The sequence below is a fragment of the Streptococcus suis genome, from assembly GCF_002960425.1.
Lineage (GTDB): Bacteria > Bacillota > Bacilli > Lactobacillales > Streptococcaceae > Streptococcus > Streptococcus suis_S.
Window position 1 is genome coordinate 1 of record NZ_POIZ01000023.1, and the last position, 16,893, is coordinate 16,893.

Below are 16,893 nucleotides of genomic sequence, written 5' to 3' on the forward strand. Positions count from 1 at the left end.
AGAGGTCAAAAAGTGGTTGAAACCGAGATAGGCTTCCTCCTAATGAGCATGAATCTAACGAAATTGGCTAAGAAATTAGTCCAAGAGAGTAGAAAAAGAAAGAAAAACACAGATAGTTCGGCTGGATTTCATCAAAATCAGCTCGAATCTATCTGTGTTTTTTATTTACCGGCTAGTTTTTGCCCAGCCTCTTCATGATTATAGAAAGAATGAGAGGACCAGGCCACCTAAAATACCGCCTACAAGTGCTGCTAGAATGTTGTTGGTAGCTTTCCCAACCTTTCCTCCACGCGCTACAGAGGCTACAAATACTCCTACTCCTGCTGCTAATCCCATATCGACCCAGGCATCACCTGATTGAGACATAAGACCGACACCATGATTGAGACACCATACCGTACCGACAACCATGGCCGCTGCTAACCAGCCACCAATTGGTCCAAAATGCTCGACCATTTTTCCCCAGGTCAATCGAATAACAAATGGGAAAACAAAGGCACCTACAAGTGTCGCTATTGCTTGTTGAATTGTCATGATAATCCTCCTAGTCTTTTTCCATATCTTCTTCAATCTTAGCTGCAACCAGTCCACCAATTGTAGCCCCAACGATAATCAAAAGGATAGTCGGTAAAGAATCAGCAATAGTACCAAATCCCTTCATAAATGCATCTCGAAAAATACCGCAGATAGCAATACCTAGTCCCATATCAACAAATGCTGAGTCAGCATCATGTTTAATAAGTCCTAGATAGTGGTTCATATACCACATTGGACCAATGATAATAAAAGCCGCGAAGAAACCACCGATAATACCATAAGCTTCTGCAAATGCTCCCCAGACACTCATGACAATCATACCTGCAATCATATAGCCAATAGTTGAACGTAAAAATTTCATAACTTCTCCTCTTGTATCAATCTCTTATTGATAAACTGGTGGGAAACTTCTTCCATAGAAGAACAAGCTCCCACCTACCAATAGATTATTTTTCTTTTAGATAGCTCAAATCATTTTTGTGCAAGGTTTCCGCAAGTAAGCCTTCCTGTTGAGCCACTTCTTCCTCTGACCAAGCATAATACGCTGCCATTTCTTTCAAAATGTCTGGTGCTACCGCATCCAATTGCTCACGCATAAAGAGCATGTAGTTGGTACGACGAAGAAGATAGTCAACTGCAGTCAAGGTCATTTCTTCCTTCATGGCATAATGAAGAGAAAGCAAATCACGTTGATTAAGGTCAGACACAGCCTCTACTTTATGGTTCAAGGCAAATACTTTTGGCGCATTTGAGCCGTACAAGTTAGCTAGGTAGAGAGCATCATCGTAGTCCAAACCTTTTTTCACCCCTAATTGTGCCAGGTGTTCAATCTCTTCTGCTACGTTTGCAGGGTTCAATTCCCCTCCAGAAACTGGATAGGTCTTCGAATTGATGAGTTTGAAGCTACGGCCATATTCTTCTTTGAGAATGTCTGCTACTTTTTCTAAGGCACCTTCTGCCATCTTACGGAAGTCAGTAATTTTACCACCAGCAAGTGTCAGCAAACCATTGTCATCACGATCAAGGGCAGAGCCACGTGATACAGCTGAAGGATCCAAGTGTTTTTCTGAAACACTACCTTCCAAATGTGTCAAATCATGTTCCACATCGTCACGAGTCTTTTCATTGTTCAAGTAGCCTTTGACCGTTTCAATCAGGCTATTAAAGCTGTCATCACTGAGCTTACCGTTGTTACCACCGTTATAGTCGGAAGCACCATTGCCAGACAAGAGGGGACGAAGACCTGCCCAACCGCTCTCAATGTCATCCAAGGTCAAGTTTGCTTCTGGGAAGCGATTGTTGACAATATCTAGTAGGTAGTCAACGTCTTCTTGAGTTACCATTGGATTCGCCAAATCACCAGTATAGTCCGTATCTGTCGTACCAAAGTAGGTTTTATTTTCACGTGGAAGGACAAAGACCATGCGACCATCTGCGTGACCTGTATCAAAATAAGTCGGCTGTGGCACAGACAAGCGAGAGCTGTCGACAACTAGATGTACACCTTTGGTTGGACGCATTTGAAGGACACCTGAACCTTCGCCACCGAGGTTGCGTACTTCATCACTCCAAGGTCCTGTTGTATTGATAACCAAACGTGCACGGATTTCAAAGGTACTATCTGTCAGCAAATCACGAGCGACGATCCCGACAACTTTTCCAGCCTCATCCTTGATGAATTTCTCCGCTTTGACACGGCTAGCAATCAAGGCACCATCTTTGGCTGCCCGTTTGATATTTTCAATTACTAGGCGAGCATCATTGTTACGGAAGTCAAGGTAAACTCCACCACCAAGCAAGCCTTCTTTTTTCAGGTGAGGTGCCCGTTCTAGGACTTCTTCTCTCGTCAACACCTTATTGGCAAGGTCTGTATTGTTGACGCCAGCCAAGAGGTCATAGAGGTCCATAGCCACTTTCAAGCGGAAGAGGCTAAAGGTAGAACCCTCTTCATCATAGACTGGTAGCAACATTGGATCTGGTTTTGGAATATGTGGGGCAATATTTTGCACAACTGCACGTTCTGAAACCGTATCGGAAACCACTTCTACATCAAATTGTTTGAGGTAACGAAGTCCACCGTGAACCAATTTGGTTGAACGGCTGGATGTCCCTTCGGCAAAGTCTTGCATTTCAATCAAGGCTGTTTCCATGCCACTAGCAGCGGCTTGGAGGGCTACGCCAGCCCCCGTAATCCCGCCACCGATAACCAGAAGGTCCAACTGTCTATCTTGCATTTTTTCAATCGCTAAGCGACGTGTTTCTTTTGAAAATTCCATGTTTTCACACTTTCTATTTCTTTACTCTTCATCCAATTGTGCAAATAATTGCGTTGCGGCAACTGCTTTTTTCCAGCCTTTATAGAGCTGTTCTTTGCGCGCTTCATTCATAGCTGGCTGGAAGGATTGACCAACTGCATTCAATTCTTTCAATTTATCCAAGTCTTTCCAGAAACCAACTGCCAGACCCGCTAGAAAGGCTGCACCAAGAGCAGTTGTTTCCAAGTTTTTCGCACGCGCAATCTCAATACCAAGAATATCCGCCTGGAATTGCATGAGAAGACTGTTCATAGCCGCGCCACCATCAACCTTCAAAACAGAGATATCAATACCTGAGTCAATCTGCATGGTATCAATGACATCGCGCACTTGGTAGGCAATGGATTGAAGGGTTGCCTTCACAAAATCTTCCTTGGTTGTTCCACGTGTCAAGCCAAAGACAGAGCCGCGTGCTTCTGAATTCCAGTAAGGAGCTCCCAAACCAGTAAAGGCTGGTACAACATAGACTTCATCATTGCTAGTTGACTTGCGGGCCAACTCTTCCGATTCAGGTGACTCTTTGACCATTCGCATACCGTCACGAAGCCATTGCACAGCTGAGCCTGCGATAAAGATGGAGCCTTCCAGTGCATAGTAGACCTTACCGTTTATACCATATCCGATAGTGGTCAAGAGGCTATTATCAGAAAGCTGCATTTCCTCACCTGTGTTCATGACGATGAAGGAACCTGTTCCATAGGTATTTTTCACCATACCTGGTTCAAAGGCCAACTGACCGAAGAGAGCTGCCTGCTGGTCACCGGCCATACCAGAGATTGGTACTTCTGCTCCGTAAAAATGGAATGGAGCTGTCGTTCCGTAGATTTCTGAGTTGGAACGAACTTCAGGCAACATAGCTTTTGGAATATTGAGCAATTCAAGGATTTCATCATCCCACTTGAGCTCTTTGATATTGTACAACATAGTACGTGCCGCGTTTGAGTAGTCCGTCACATGGCACTTACCATTTGTCAATTTCCATACCAACCAAGTATCGATGGTTCCAAAGAGGATTTCCCCCTTTTCTGCACGCTCTTGGGCTCCAGGAACTTGGTCCAAAATCCAACGAACCTTGGTTGCTGAGAAGTAGGCATCAATGACCAAGCCGGTCTTCTTATGGAAGAGGTCTGCATGCCCATCTTGTTTTAACTGATCTGCAATGTGAGCTGTCTGACGAGATTGCCAGACAATGGCATTGTAAATTGGAAGTCCTGTTTCCTTGTCCCAAACAACTGTCGTTTCACGTTGGTTTGTAATCCCAATCCCTTCAATCTGGTCTGGACGAACGCCACTTTCAATAAAGGATCCCGCAATGACAGACTGGACGGAATTCCAAATTTCATTGGCATTGTGTTCTACCCAACCTGGTTTAGGGAAAATTTGCGTGAATTCTTTTTGGTAACTACCCACTTTTTCGCCTTTTTTGTTAAAGATGATGGCGCGTGAGCTCGTTGTACCTTGGTCGATGGCCATAATGTATTTTTCAGTTGACATGTCCTGTCCCCCTATTTTTTTGTTTTTTGAAAACGCTTCCGTTTTCCTTGTGACTTTATTGTAAACTATTTTTTCAAGATCATCCTATCAATTTTTTTAGATTTTTTAAAAAAATTGATAAAGCAGGATTTGCATATAAAAAAACTTCCTAGAAAACTAGAAAGTTTATCACCGTCGTTCAATTCGGAAGTGTGTTCGCTCAACCAGGCGCTTGGCCTGCTCTAATTTGCGCTGATGAATTGTCTGAATCAAACTTTTTAGGTCTTTCAATTCCTGAACAGTTGGCATAGCATACACTTGGAAAAAGGGGCCCTTCTCCCATGGATAATCGTGGCAGATAACCAAATCATAGGATTGGTCTGGTTGGACAGGTTCGATTTGAATGGACCGATTGCGTTCTAATGACTGACGGAGGACTTGCAAGATTGGTGAACTAATAACAGATGGATAGCTGGATGCCCAACCAATCTGTACCATAGCTGGCTCCACCTGCATGAAATAAGAAAATAACTGGCTCAAGGACCTCAGATGACAAACTGCCATCTCTTCCTTTCTCCCAAAAATCTCGCTGGAAACATGGCGTAAAATACTGCTTGCTGCCATTTGCACGGACACTTCATAAGAACCAAGTTCATCAAAGCCACTCTCTATGCAGGAAGTGAAAAAATAGAGCTGACTAAAGACCTGATTGAGATGATAGAGTTCCCCCTCTTCCACTGCCAAATCTGTTTGCAATAAGACCTTGACCTGTTGAAAGGCCCAACTAGTCGCTGCCATGATGGGACCACCAAAGCCCAATACCTGTTCTAATTGATGAGCAGCCAATATCCCTTGACTGAACAAAAATGCAAAAACAGACATGGTGTCCCCCTCTTGAAAGGAAGCCGATGATTGCTGGCTCAAGGTCAAAAACAGTTGCCGTAGTTGCCGATAGAATTTATGTTGCTCATAAGGAGCCATTAGCTGATAGACCGCCTGAAAATCCAAATCTTTCAAGCGCATTCTCTTCTGGACAATCATCAACCATAGGGCTAGCTGATGAGCCTGTCTTGGATTAAAGGGGGATTGATAAAAGCGTTCAAAAATTGGCAAATGCCCCAGTTGTTCGACAAATACTCGTTCCTTTTCTAGTTCCTTTAAAGGCCGGGTCAGCCAAAACAAGTGATAATAGAGATAACGAATTTGCAATTCACTGCCACGCAAACGACCGCTTCGAATAGTCACCTGAAACTCTTTCAAGAATTGGTTTATAGAGGACAGGTGTCTGTTTAAGGTTGCCTCACTGAGTAACAAATCCTGCGCCAGCATGGGAATAGAGCATTCATTCTTATCAAAAAAATAGAGTAAAATATGGTACTTCACACTCGTTCGACACAGATAGGCAAACAGGTCTTGGATGGATAAGGTGGCGCCACGGTGCAGTAGGATTTCCTCTTCTCTAATCTGAAAAACAAGTCCAAACGGCTCCTCTGCAACCTCTTCAGAAAAACTCTCTATATAGCGTAACAAGGTCGATTTAGACAGATGCAATTCCTGAGCCGCCTCTTTTATCCCAAGGGCTGTGACCGACTTTCTCAAAAGAAGGAAAAGCTGGTAAATAGCACGCTCCCGTTTCTCTAATAAATCTAGTATATGCACCAGCTCACCACCTACTCTCTATCCTCTTTTTGCCATAGATAACGATTGGCTGCTTCAACAAGAAATGGTTGCAAATCCGTCCTCCTTGGTAAACAGAGCCAAGCTTCCTGTAGCAAGTCTTCCACCGTCATTTCCTTAGAGATGGCAAGAGCAAGCACATTCATCTGTGCTATATGATCAGAGGTAGACACCAGTTGCCCACCAAGTATGCGTCCATCCTTTCGACTAACCACCATTTTAAAGTCGATTGTTTCCTCATCCCACTGGCTAAAGGCTTGTTGAATACGGATAGTGTCGGTATCTAACCACAAATTTGCTTCCCTTTCGGTCAGACCGACACTGGTCAAATTATAACCAAATACATGGGTGGAAACAATGCGTTCAACAGCTCTTAAAGGCTTCTTCTTAGCCAAAAGGTTTTCTGCAACCAAGCGACCTGTCAAGATAGCATGATTGATCATGGGCAGATAGGCCTGCCCAAACATGGTCACAGGCATCCGAATTAAATCTCCTACCGCAAAAATTCCAGATTGACTGGTTTCAAGATAGTCATCCACCAGAATACTGCCGTCTGTATGCAAATCAACTAATCCTTCCACCAAATCTGTATGAGGTCTAAAGTTGGTCCCCAAAAGAACAAAGTCAGACAGGTAGGTTCCCTGCAAGCTGCTTAACTGGACTTGACCCAGTTCATTCAAGCTGACTTCATTGATGGTTTCTGAAAAATGATAGTCCAAGCCTATCCGTTCAAATTCATTCCAGATAAAGTCGACCATTTCCTGATCAAAATACTTGGCCAAGGGCCATTCTTGCGACTCCATCAATCTAAGCTTCAAAGGCAGACGACTGAGTGCTTCTAGGCTTTCAAGCCCAATTTGACCAGCACCTATTACCGTCACACTCTCTGCTTCTTCTAGCTTTTCAAAACTCTTTTGGGCTTGAGCAATGGATTTACTGGTCAATATCTTTTTCGACAGGTCAACCGAGTGGTGTTCCCAGACTTGTTGGGCACCCATGGCTAAAACAAGGTAATCATAGGTCACATCCTGATGTTTATTTTCTTGCTTCAGTCTGACCTTTTTTAATTCTGCTTCTATGGAAATGCATTCCCATCCAAGCAAGAACTGAATGGCTGACTGCTCTAGCCCTTCAAAATAGCGAATTCTTGCTTCTTCCCAGCTTGAAATTTCTCCTTTTATTTTCCAATTCAGTGCATTTGGAAAATAAGCGATACTCTCTTCTTTGTCAATCAAGTAGATAGTGGCTTGTGGATAACGTTTTTGGCATTCCATTGCAGTTGTCAAGCCAGCAAATGAAGCACCAATGATAACAATATTCATTCCGCAACCTCCCTTCCTCTCCATTATAGCACTGACTGTTCGATTTTTTCTTGAAAAGGTTTACAGCTTAAAAAAAAACACACCAGATAACTGATGTGTTTAGATAAACTGAAATAAAAGGTCGAAAATGACAGTTAACGTCTTGGTTGACCTAGCTATCGAGTTTTTAGGCTCGGGTTAAAAACGTCCACAGACGTTGCTCGCTCTCTTATTTCTTGGCTCGCGTTAAAACAGTCTATCCGTAGACTGTCCTCGCTTTCATGTTTTCAGGCTCGCGTTAAAATACTTCGCTTTTTTATTTTCAAGCTCAGGTCTTCTGTGGTCACTTTCGTAGTTCTTGGTGACCAGCTGAAACAGTTCCCCGAACTGTTTCACTCCACTGGACTATTCTTATCCCCTGACTATCCTCGCTTTCGGGTTTTTGAGCTCGGGTTAAAAACGTCCCCAGACGTTGCTCGCTCTCTTGTTTCTAGGCTCACGTTAAAACAGTCTATCCATAGACTATCCTCGCTTTCATATTTTCAGGCTCGGGTTGGACGTTTTTAATAATCCGGTCTTACGACTCCTGTTACGGTGGCTTTGGTTGCTTCGTAGTCGCCGTCCACTACGACTTTGATAATGCGTTTGGCATCTTCTTCAGGACATGGTACCAACGGTAAGCGAAGGGGACCAACTTCAAATCCAAGATAGTTGAGAACTGCCTTAACAGGAGCAGGACTTGGATAAGAGAAGAGGGCATTGACTTTTGGAATGAATTTGCGTTGCATAGCAGCTGCTGTTCGGATGTCTTGTTGCTCAATAGCTGTGAACATTTCATACATTTCATCACCATTTGTATGGGAAGCCACTGAAATCACACCGTCTGCCCCCAAGTTCATGGCATGGAAGGCATCTCCGTCTTCACCTGTATAAATCAAGAAATCTTCTGGTTTGTTTTCAATCAAGTAAGCCATATTGGCAAGGCTAGTACACTCTTTGACCCCAATGATATTGGGATGTTCTGCCAAACGCAACATGGTTTCTGGTGTCATTTCCACCACCACGCGACCTGGGATATTGTAGATAATGATTGGCAAATCTGAAGCATCTGCAATGGCCTTGAAGTGTTGATACATGCCTTCTTGAGATGGCTTGTTGTAATATGGCACGATGGCAAGACCTGCCGCAAAGCCTCCGAATGCCGCTACTTCCTTAGCAAACTCAATCGAATCGCGCGTATCGTTTGTACCAATACCTGCAATCAAGGGAACGCGACCATTGACAATTTTTTGCACGGCAGCAAATAATTCCAACTCTTCCGCGTGAGTGAGGGTTGGACTTTCAGCAGTTGTTCCTGCCAACAAAATCCCTTCCGTATGATGAGCCAATAGATGTTCAACTAATTCTGGCAAAACATCATAGTTAATTGCCCCGTCTTCCTTAAAGGGCGTAATCATAGCCGTAATAATTTTTACATCTCGCAAATCTTGAATAGACATAGGTTACCTCTCTTTCCTTGCCAAAAAAGGCTGAAAACAGCCTTTGTTTTTCTAAGTTTTCAAACTTATTTCAATTCAAATTTCAACTCTGTAGTTGGACGAACCAAGCCACGCTCATGAAGGGTTTCAGCGATTTGAACAGAGTTCCATGCAGCACCCTTGAGTAAGTTATCAGAAACAACCCACATGTGGATACCGTTTTCCTTATCCAAATCTTTACGGATACGACCAACAAAGGTATCACGGCTACCGACAGCGTTAATGGCTTGCGGATAAATTTGATTAGCCACATCGTCTTCTAAAACAGCTCCTGGGAAGGATGCAATAGCTGCTTTCACTTCTTCAATCGGTGCAATTTCTTTAGTTTCAATGTAAACAGACTCAGAGTGAGCTGACAAGACTGGAATACGGACGCAGGTTGCAGAAACGGCAATGCTGTCATCTTCCATGATTTTCTTAGTCTCTTTTGTCATCTTCATCTCTTCGTAAGTGTAGTCATTTTCAGTGAAGAGGTCGATTTGTGGAATGGCGTTGAAACCGATTGGGTAGTGTTTCTTATCGCCACCAGAAGGAAGAATGTTCGCTTCTACCGCTTTGGGCTCTACACCGTCATTCAAAACAGAACGAAGTTGAGCCTGAGTTTCCAAGATAGCTCCCATACCAGCACCAGAAACTGCCTGATAGGTTGATACGATAATCCGCTCCAAGCCCCATTTTTGACGAACAGGTTCAAGAGCAACCATCATCTGAATAGTTGAACAGTTTGGACAAGCAATGATACCATTGTGGGCATCAAGCGCGTGAGCATTTACCTCAGGAACAACCAAGGGCACATCTGGATTTTGACGGAAATACGAGGTATTGTCCACGACAACAGCCCCTGCTTTTACCGCATATGGAGCATACTTGGCAGATGTAGAACCTCCAGCTGAGAAGAGGGCAATATCCACTCCTTCAAAAGCTGTTTCTGTTGTTTCTTCAATGACAATGTCCTGTCCCTTAAACTGCAAGGTCTTGCCTGCTGAACGGGCAGAAGCCAAGAAACGCACTTTCTCGATTGGAAGTGTTGACTCTTCCAACATTTTAATCATTTGGACACCAACTGCACCAGTTGCACCAACAACAGCTACTACATAAGCCATAGAAATCTCCTTTAAGTCAATTCTTCAAAATTTTCTAAAAATTTGTTATTTCATAATTATACCATAATATTTTGAAAAGAAAAGCCCTGAGAAAACTGAATTTCTCAGGACAGAGCAAATTATTTTCCTAAGGAACGAACGTAGAAATCAACTGCTAACAATGCCTCTGCTACATCTTCTGCTGAAATCGCAAATGGCATACCATGAATCGTTTCGCCTTCAATAGTTGCTTGTTGACCAACCTTCAACAAATCTTCATAGCTCGCATCAGCTAGATGCAATTCTGCTAGAGTAGTTGGCAAGTTCAAGGCTTGATAGAAACGAATATACTTTTCCAACTCTTCTTTAGGACGATTTTCCAAGAAGAGTTGTGTTAAGGTACCATAAGCAACTTTTTCGCCATGTGTCAGATGATGAATATCTCCTTCCAAAGCAGTAAAACCATTGTGAATAGCATGCGCCGCAGCCAGACCTGCACTTTCAAATCCAAGTCCACTTAATAAGGTATTGGCTTCAACAATATTTTCCAAGGCAGTTGTCACAACCTTGGCTTCACAACTAGCCATAGCCTGCAGTCCGTAATCAAACAAGGTCTTCTCACAAGTTTGAGCAATAGCAATACCTGCAAGCGTCTGCGCACCTCCTGCCATGGTTGTTCCATTGCTTTGCAAAATAGCACGCGCCTCAACCCAGGTCGCTAAACCGTCTGCAATACCTGAGGCTAATAAACGAGGTGGTGCTTGACAAATGATAGCTGTATCTACTAACACAAGATCCGGATTCTTCTTGTAGAAAATATAGCGTTCAAAAGCTCCTTCTTCTGTATAGATAACAGATAATGCTGATGTAGGAGCATCTGTTGAGGCAATCGTTGGAGCAATCACAACAGGAACTGCAAGTAAATCTGCAATAGCTTTAGCAGAGTCTATAGCTTTTCCACCACCTAAGCCAATAATGACATCGCTCGCTTGCTCTTGACCGAGGGTCACCACACGTTGAATTTCTTTATCGGATGCCTCGCCGTTAAAAACGACACGATAAGGTATCATACCTGCATCGGTCAAGTATGTTAGAAACTTCTCACCAACAATGCCGTACACCAAATCATCACAAAGAATCAAAGGCTTTGTTCCTAATTTACCGATAGCTTCAGCGCCTTGAAATAAGACATTCTTGCCCTGAATATAACGCGACGGACTAGCAAAAACTTTCATAAACATTCCTCCTGTAATTTTTCATTTACTTTATTATATTTGTTTTGATAGAATTTTCAATACTAAAGTGAAATCATTATTCTTTTAAGGAAAACAGTAGTTTCGGTAACTCTTGTACAGCTTTTTCCAACTGTTCAATTGAAACTGGAAGCCCCTCAAGACTGGTTCGACAGGTTTGAGAAAGACCAGTAGTTGACGAAAATGGTAACGAGCTTAGGGGTGGCAGTAAGTTTAAATCTCTATAAAATTCCAAATAAGACTGCCATTCCTTTTCTGAACAATTCCTCAATTGCAACAATACAAGATGTACACAAGTAAAAATTTGTTCTTCTTTGCCTTGAATACTTTCTGAATAGCGGGCGATGATTTCTGTATAGAGCAGACTAACCAATCGAACGGCATCATGATGCGTTGCCATTCCAGTTAAAAAGGTGATGACTTCGACAACATCTTCCAAAGACTTACTAGTGGCCTGTAATTGATAGGACTGATAAGCATCTTTTCCTTTGGAGAGCAATAATTGCTCACAACCTTGAATGAGCAAGCGATCCATCACACTGACCTGCTCTTCGTCTTGGCAAATAGACTCCGCCGCTAAACACGTCAAACAACGTACCAATCCCAATTCCAAAATAAACAAAGGGGCATGATGTAAGAAGAGTTGTGTATCTGCAATGACCAAAGAAGGTTCACCCAGTTGCCCCCTGACCGTATCACTGCGTGAATACCCTTCATGAAGAATAGCACAAGAAGAGGTTGATGCAGGCGTTGATAATATCGTCGGAATCAAAACATATGGAAGTTCCAACAAACCTGCTACTAATTTGGTCATATCCAATATCCGACCACCACCCAAGCCAATCACCATGTCTGCTTTATGTTCTTCTGCAGTTCTAGCATGTGCAAATACTTGAATGTCTGTAACATCTCCCATTAAAAAGGAAGTCATTGGCATACAACCATAACATGTAATATTTTTTATAAACTTATTCCCAATCTTGTTATAAATTGTTTCGTCACACAAAACAAGGGGGCGGTGACCTATTTTCAAGATTTCGACCGCACTTTCATACAGGATACCTGTTCCCTGGATATAGCGTGAAGGACTTGAGATAGCTTTCATAACCGACCCCCTATTTCTTATTCTATAAACTCTTTGCCATGAATAGCAGACCAATCTGCTGCAAAATCAGTTACCGCTTTGTCGATAGATGGCATGGCAAAGGCGGCCTCAAAAACATCTGTACCAGCTGTAATTGCCTGAGCACCATTTGCAAATGCTTGATTGACTTGTTCTACATTCTTAAAGGACGCAGCTAAAATCTTACTCTCTGAACACTCACGATCAATGACTTCCGCCAACTGAGCAATTACTGCATTTGAATCAATATTTAAATTGGCCATACGGTTATAGTAAGGTGCTAAATAGTCTGCGCCCGCAGCAATGGCCAACAAGCCTTGAAAAGTTGTATAAATCGCTGTCGCTGTAATCTTAAACCCTTCTGCTTTCAGGGTCTTGATAGCTGCCAATCCTTCTGGAGTTACTGGAACTTTAATGTAGACATTCTCAGGAGCCAGCTCACGAATTTTTTTCGCATCCGCTAAAATCCCCTCGTAATCTCTTGCAACAACCTGCACATGCAGGGAAGGTTCCGGACCAAGTAGGTCTCTAATGTCTTTTAAGCGTTTAAAAAAGTCAATATCCCCCTCTTTCTTTGCAATAGTCGGGTTAGAGGTTACTCCCGCAAGCGGGAGAACCTTGGCCCATTTTTTGATTTCTTCTACATTTAACGTGTCCAGCATAAATTCCATAGTGATAACCTCTTTTACAATGTATGTTCAGTACGTCCGATAATATCGTCTTGGGTCGCTCTGGAAAGAACATTGAAGAATGCTGAGTAGCCTGCGACACGGACAATCAAGTCACGGTGTTTTTCAGGATGTAACTGAGCATCAAGCAAGGTTTCTCTCGAAACAACATTGTACTGAATGTGGTACCCATGCAAGCGGTTAAAGAAGGTCCGCAAGAGGGCAATCAATTTTTGTTTGTCTTCTTCTTTAGCAAGAGTTTGTGGATTGACCTTCTGATTGAGTAAGACACCACCAACAATTTCGTGCGTTGGTAATTTCGCAACAGATTTCAATACAGAAGTTGGTCCATTTTTATCCATATTATGAGATGGGGAACAACCTTCCGCCAATGGTGTACCTGCATTTCGACCATCCGGTGTCGCCAAAGTACCACGACCTTGTCCAACGTTTGCTGAAATAGATGAGGTACCTGAATAGCGAATACCACCAATTGGACCACGTCCAAAACGAGTGTTTGGATACTTGGCAATCTCATCCACATAAATATTATAAGCTTCTGTCACCAACTGGTCTGCGTAATCATCATCGTTACCGTATTTTGGTGCATCCTCAATCAACATTTCTTGGATTTCTTTACCACGTTCACCAGCATAGTCCGTTTCCAAAGCATGCCACAATTCTTCTGGTGTCAATCGTCCTTCTTCAAAGACTAATTTCTTAATGGCAGCTAGAGAATCGGACAAGTTGGCAATCCCAACCTGCAAGCCAGAAATGTAGTCGTAAATCGCCCCACCTTCTTTCAAGTGCTTACCACGACCGATACAGTCATCTGTCAGAGCCGAGCAAAGAATGTCCGGAACTTCTCTTTCTAAGGCAATATCAATCGCATTTTCAACAATAACACTCATCCGTGTCAGATGACGAAGTGTCTTCTCCCATGCCGTTTCAAGCTCTTCAAATGACTTCATGTCTTTGAAGTGACCAAAGGCTGGAGCAAATCGTTTGCCTGATGCAGGGTCAATCCCATCATTCATTGTAATCAACAACACTTTCGGGAAGTTCATATAGCTCATACCTGTACAACGGTAACCCCATTTACCAGGAACAGCCGTTTCTACACAACCAATCGCGCTGTAGTCATAGGCATCTTCTTCCAAGACACCTTTTTCAATAAAGGATGGAATGATAATTTCATCGTTGTTGAAGGCAGGCATACCAAAGCCAAGTTTCATTACTTCTATGCATTCATTCATGAAACGAGCATCAAGACCTGCATGATAGCGAACGGTCAAGTTTGGCTGTGGTAAATGTGTTTGGGCAACAGATTTCAATACTAAGTAAGAAAGTGGATTGACAGCATCTTTCTTATCACGTGTTTGTCCGCCAATGGTAACGTTTTGGTAAAGCGGGCTACCTGCTGATGAGAAGGTGTGAGACTGACTACGAACCTTGTTGATGGTAATGGTCTTAATCCACAAGTTAGTCAACCGCTCAACGATACTTTCTTCCGTTTCTCTACCTGCTTCCAAGTCCGCTTTCACGTACGGATACATGTATTGGTCAAAACGTCCATAAGAAAGGGAATGTCCATTAGACTCAATTTGCAAGATACACTGAATAAACCAGACAGATTGCACTGCTTCTGCAAATGTTTCTGCGGGTTCATACGGTACCTTCGAACAAATACGAGCGATTTCCAATAATTCTTGACGGCGTTGAGCGGTTGGTGCTTTCTCTGCCAATTCAGTAGCCAAGGCAACAAAACGATTGGCATATGCTTTTACTGCGTCAATGATGATAAAGATTGAGTCATAGAAATGGTACTTGTCAAAGCTTGCTGGATCCGTCAAATCAAGCTTAGCTTTTGCTTCACGTACGCGTTCCTCAAAACCACGCAAACCATGTTCCAATACCTTTTGGTAGTTAACAGCCAAGTGGGCATCGCCAGAGTTCATCTTGCCTTCCATACCAAAGAATCCTGTTTCCATATAGACTTGAACTTCTTCTGGAAGCAAGACACCTGCTCTTGCACGTAAGTTATTATTTTCCCAGAACGGAGCGATACTGCGCAACTGCTCCTTGGTTTCCTCGGTAATATAGAAGACATCTCCATCCCGTTTTTCAAATAAATCCAATTCGTTTAGAACAAATTCCAAGGTATACTCTGGAAAAATTGGAGCATCCTTGTTCGAAGAAGCTTGGTTGCCTGCAATCAAACTTTCTTCTTCAATGTACAGTGTCATATTTTCCAAAATTTCTTTTAGCATGTAGGCACGCTTTAAGACATTTGGTTTCTCTTGGTGTTCTTTGTAAGCCTTTGTGGCTAAAATTGCACGCTCTGCATCAATGTATGGTTTTTTATCTAAAACATCTTCGCGGTACTTGAGCATGCGATCGGTCAAATTACCGAAATATTCTGTCTTAATGCTAGTACTTGCTACCTCAGTAACTACTGTTTTCATTTTAATTTTTCCTTTCTTTCGAAACGTTATTTTGTTTCGTTTGTAATTAAAGTATAACTTTTACAACTAATTTTTGTCAATAAAGGAGAGATAGCACTTGAAAATAGCAATCATTTAGCACAAATGTGCAAAATCTAATGAGTGTTTTTTACTAGATATTTTCCTTTTGTTCGTTTTCATAGGCAATATTATCTTGAATTTTGAAGAACGGAAAATAAACAATAGTTGACATAGCCAAGATAATGATTTGAACAACCGCACCTTGCCAACCACCGACCATGAAACCAGAAATGATTGCAGGAGTTGACCAAGGCAGTGTTACACCTGAGAAGGGCTGCATAAATCCTATTGAAATAGCACCGTAGACAATGAAAGCTGCCAAGATTGGTACCAATACAAATGGAAGAAACATGACTGGGTTCATAACAACTGGAAAACCAAACACGACAGGTTCATTGACGTTGAAGATGGCTGGGAAAGCTGCTACCTTACCAAGTGCCTTGTATTGTTTTGATTTTGCTGCAAATAGCATTGCAAATACTATACCAAATGTAATTCCTGAGCCTGACATAATCAAGAAACTATCCAAAAACTGCTGGGTCACGATATGAGCGCCATTTTCCAAAGACAACTTATCTGCTGCTAGAAGAGCCTTGTTGGCATCAAGGTTTGACAAAAGCAAGGCAGTAACAACACCATTGACAACGGATTGACCATGCACACCAAACCACCATAGGAATGATATAAAGAAAGCAATTCCAATAGCACCTGGCAAGGAACCAGTCAAACCTTGAAGAGGCACTTGGATCACATCGTAAATCATTTCAATGAAAGTACCACCGTTAGTCACCATCTTAGAAATGATATATACAATCATAGATAGCAAAAAGATAACAAAGGCAGGAATCATCGCCTCAAACTGTTTAGCAATAGCTTGGGGTACTTGCTCAGGCATTTTTATCACGATATGACGCTGAATAAAGGTTGTATAGATAGCCCCCACTACCAGTCCAATGATGATTGCTCCGATAATTCCTTGACCACCAAACCAAACTTTTGCAATGGCATCTCCAATTGGTTCACCTTCTGCTGGTATGTAAGATGACCTCAAGAGAATAAAGAAGGAGGACAAGGACAAGACACCCGCTGGAAGTGGCTCAACACCGCTATTCTTTGCATAAGAATAGCCAATCGCAAAACAGGAAATCAAGCCCATGATTGCAAATGTGCCACTATAAACCTGCATGAATGGCTCAATCCAATCCGCTCCAAATAGAGCAGCAATTGCATTGTTCAAGCCTTCAAAAGGTAACTGGCCAATAATGAGGAAAATACTTCCCACAACTGTTAATGGAAGGATAGCCAACATGCCATCCTTTAAAGCGATAATCCCTTTCATGTTTACAAACTTCATGATCGGAACAATAATTTTTTGTGTATCTACTTTAGCCATGGTCCCAC

The 16,893-nt window shown here is 42.5% G+C and carries 13 protein-coding genes and 1 pseudogene; 1 reads left to right on the forward strand and 13 read right to left on the reverse strand.

Annotation, left to right across the window (positions count from 1 at the left end; translation table 11 throughout):
* Positions 1-198 (forward strand): annotated as a pseudogene (locus C1G57_RS11335) (IS5/IS1182 family transposase); the annotation flags it as partial.
* Here the strand turns inward: C1G57_RS11335 and C1G57_RS01885 are convergent.
* From C1G57_RS01885 to C1G57_RS01945, 13 genes are all read right to left on the reverse strand, one after another.
* On the reverse strand, positions 199-534 hold the full coding sequence (locus C1G57_RS01885; protein ID WP_105113518.1) for a Lin0368 family putative glycerol transporter subunit: 336 nt from the start codon (positions 532-534) through the stop codon (positions 199-201).
* Positions 535-544: 10 nt separating this feature from the next.
* Positions 545-898, reverse strand: coding sequence for a Lin0368 family putative glycerol transporter subunit (locus C1G57_RS01890; RefSeq protein WP_105113519.1), 354 nt, complete (start codon positions 896-898; stop codon positions 545-547).
* 85 nt (positions 899-983) lie between these two features.
* Positions 984-2,813: a type 1 glycerol-3-phosphate oxidase gene (gene glpO, locus C1G57_RS01895; protein ID WP_105113520.1), complete on the reverse strand. Its 1,830-nt coding sequence runs from the start codon at positions 2,811-2,813 to the stop codon at positions 984-986.
* A 21-nt stretch (positions 2,814-2,834) separates the two neighbouring features.
* Positions 2,835-4,346 (reverse strand): glycerol kinase GlpK, encoded by a 1,512-nt coding sequence (gene glpK / locus C1G57_RS01900; RefSeq protein WP_105113521.1) that lies wholly within the window; start codon positions 4,344-4,346, stop codon positions 2,835-2,837.
* 168 nt (positions 4,347-4,514) lie between these two features.
* Positions 4,515-5,984 carry a helix-turn-helix domain-containing protein gene (locus C1G57_RS01905; RefSeq protein ID WP_161941087.1) on the reverse strand — a complete coding sequence of 490 codons (1,470 nt, stop codon included), beginning with the start codon at positions 5,982-5,984 and terminating at the stop codon, positions 4,515-4,517.
* A gap of 11 nt (positions 5,985-5,995) precedes the next feature.
* On the reverse strand, positions 5,996-7,324 hold the full coding sequence (locus C1G57_RS01910) for an FAD-dependent oxidoreductase (protein WP_105113523.1): 1,329 nt from the start codon (positions 7,322-7,324) through the stop codon (positions 5,996-5,998).
* A gap of 542 nt (positions 7,325-7,866) precedes the next feature.
* Positions 7,867-8,802, reverse strand: a complete 936-nt coding sequence (dapA, locus tag C1G57_RS01915) for a 4-hydroxy-tetrahydrodipicolinate synthase (RefSeq protein ID WP_105113524.1) — start codon at positions 8,800-8,802, stop codon at positions 7,867-7,869.
* A 65-nt stretch (positions 8,803-8,867) separates the two neighbouring features.
* Positions 8,868-9,944, reverse strand: a complete 1,077-nt coding sequence (locus C1G57_RS01920) for an aspartate-semialdehyde dehydrogenase (RefSeq protein WP_105113525.1) — start codon at positions 9,942-9,944, stop codon at positions 8,868-8,870.
* Positions 9,945-10,063: 119 nt separating this feature from the next.
* The gene (locus tag C1G57_RS01925; RefSeq protein WP_105113526.1) at positions 10,064-11,158 is read right to left on the reverse strand and encodes a glycerol dehydrogenase; all 1,095 of its coding nucleotides are present in this window, start codon (positions 11,156-11,158) and stop codon (positions 10,064-10,066) included.
* 76 nt (positions 11,159-11,234) lie between these two features.
* Positions 11,235-12,281: an iron-containing alcohol dehydrogenase gene (locus C1G57_RS01930; RefSeq protein WP_105113527.1), complete on the reverse strand. Its 1,047-nt coding sequence runs from the start codon at positions 12,279-12,281 to the stop codon at positions 11,235-11,237.
* A gap of 17 nt (positions 12,282-12,298) precedes the next feature.
* A complete protein-coding gene (locus C1G57_RS01935; protein WP_105113528.1) occupies positions 12,299-12,970 on the reverse strand; it encodes a fructose-6-phosphate aldolase in 672 nt (223 codons plus the stop codon).
* A gap of 14 nt (positions 12,971-12,984) precedes the next feature.
* Entirely contained in the window at positions 12,985-15,432 is a 2,448-nt protein-coding gene (locus C1G57_RS01940) for a glycyl radical protein (protein WP_105113529.1), read from the reverse strand.
* A 151-nt stretch (positions 15,433-15,583) separates the two neighbouring features.
* Complete coding sequence (locus tag C1G57_RS01945; protein ID WP_105113530.1) at positions 15,584-16,885, reverse strand: PTS sugar transporter subunit IIC; 1,302 nt, start codon at positions 16,883-16,885, stop codon at positions 15,584-15,586.
* Positions 16,886-16,893: the final 8 nt, after the last annotated feature.

Excerpts from the sequence above, each read along its gene's own strand:
- dapA (WP_105113524.1), bottom strand. The coding sequence starts at position 8,802 with ATGTCTATTCAAGATTTGCGAGATGTAAAAATTATTACGGCTATGATT.
- C1G57_RS01890 (WP_105113519.1), bottom strand. The coding sequence starts at position 898 with ATGAAATTTTTACGTTCAACTATTGGCTATATGATTGCAGGTATGATT.
- C1G57_RS01920 (WP_105113525.1), bottom strand. The coding sequence starts at position 9,944 with ATGGCTTATGTAGTAGCTGTTGTTGGTGCAACTGGTGCAGTTGGTGTC.
- C1G57_RS01945 (WP_105113530.1), bottom strand. The coding sequence starts at position 16,885 with ATGGCTAAAGTAGATACACAAAAAATTATTGTTCCGATCATGAAGTTT.
- C1G57_RS01885 (WP_105113518.1), bottom strand. The coding sequence starts at position 534 with ATGACAATTCAACAAGCAATAGCGACACTTGTAGGTGCCTTTGTTTTC.
- C1G57_RS01940 (WP_105113529.1), bottom strand. The coding sequence starts at position 15,432 with ATGAAAACAGTAGTTACTGAGGTAGCAAGTACTAGCATTAAGACAGAA.
- C1G57_RS01925 (WP_105113526.1), bottom strand. The coding sequence starts at position 11,158 with ATGAAAGTTTTTGCTAGTCCGTCGCGTTATATTCAGGGCAAGAATGTC.
- C1G57_RS01910 (WP_105113523.1), bottom strand. The coding sequence starts at position 7,324 with ATGAATATTGTTATCATTGGTGCTTCATTTGCTGGCTTGACAACTGCA.
- glpO (WP_105113520.1), bottom strand. The coding sequence starts at position 2,813 with ATGGAATTTTCAAAAGAAACACGTCGCTTAGCGATTGAAAAAATGCAA.
- C1G57_RS01935 (WP_105113528.1), bottom strand. The coding sequence starts at position 12,970 with ATGGAATTTATGCTGGACACGTTAAATGTAGAAGAAATCAAAAAATGG.
- C1G57_RS01930 (WP_105113527.1), bottom strand. The coding sequence starts at position 12,281 with ATGAAAGCTATCTCAAGTCCTTCACGCTATATCCAGGGAACAGGTATC.
- glpK (WP_105113521.1), bottom strand. The coding sequence starts at position 4,346 with ATGTCAACTGAAAAATACATTATGGCCATCGACCAAGGTACAACGAGC.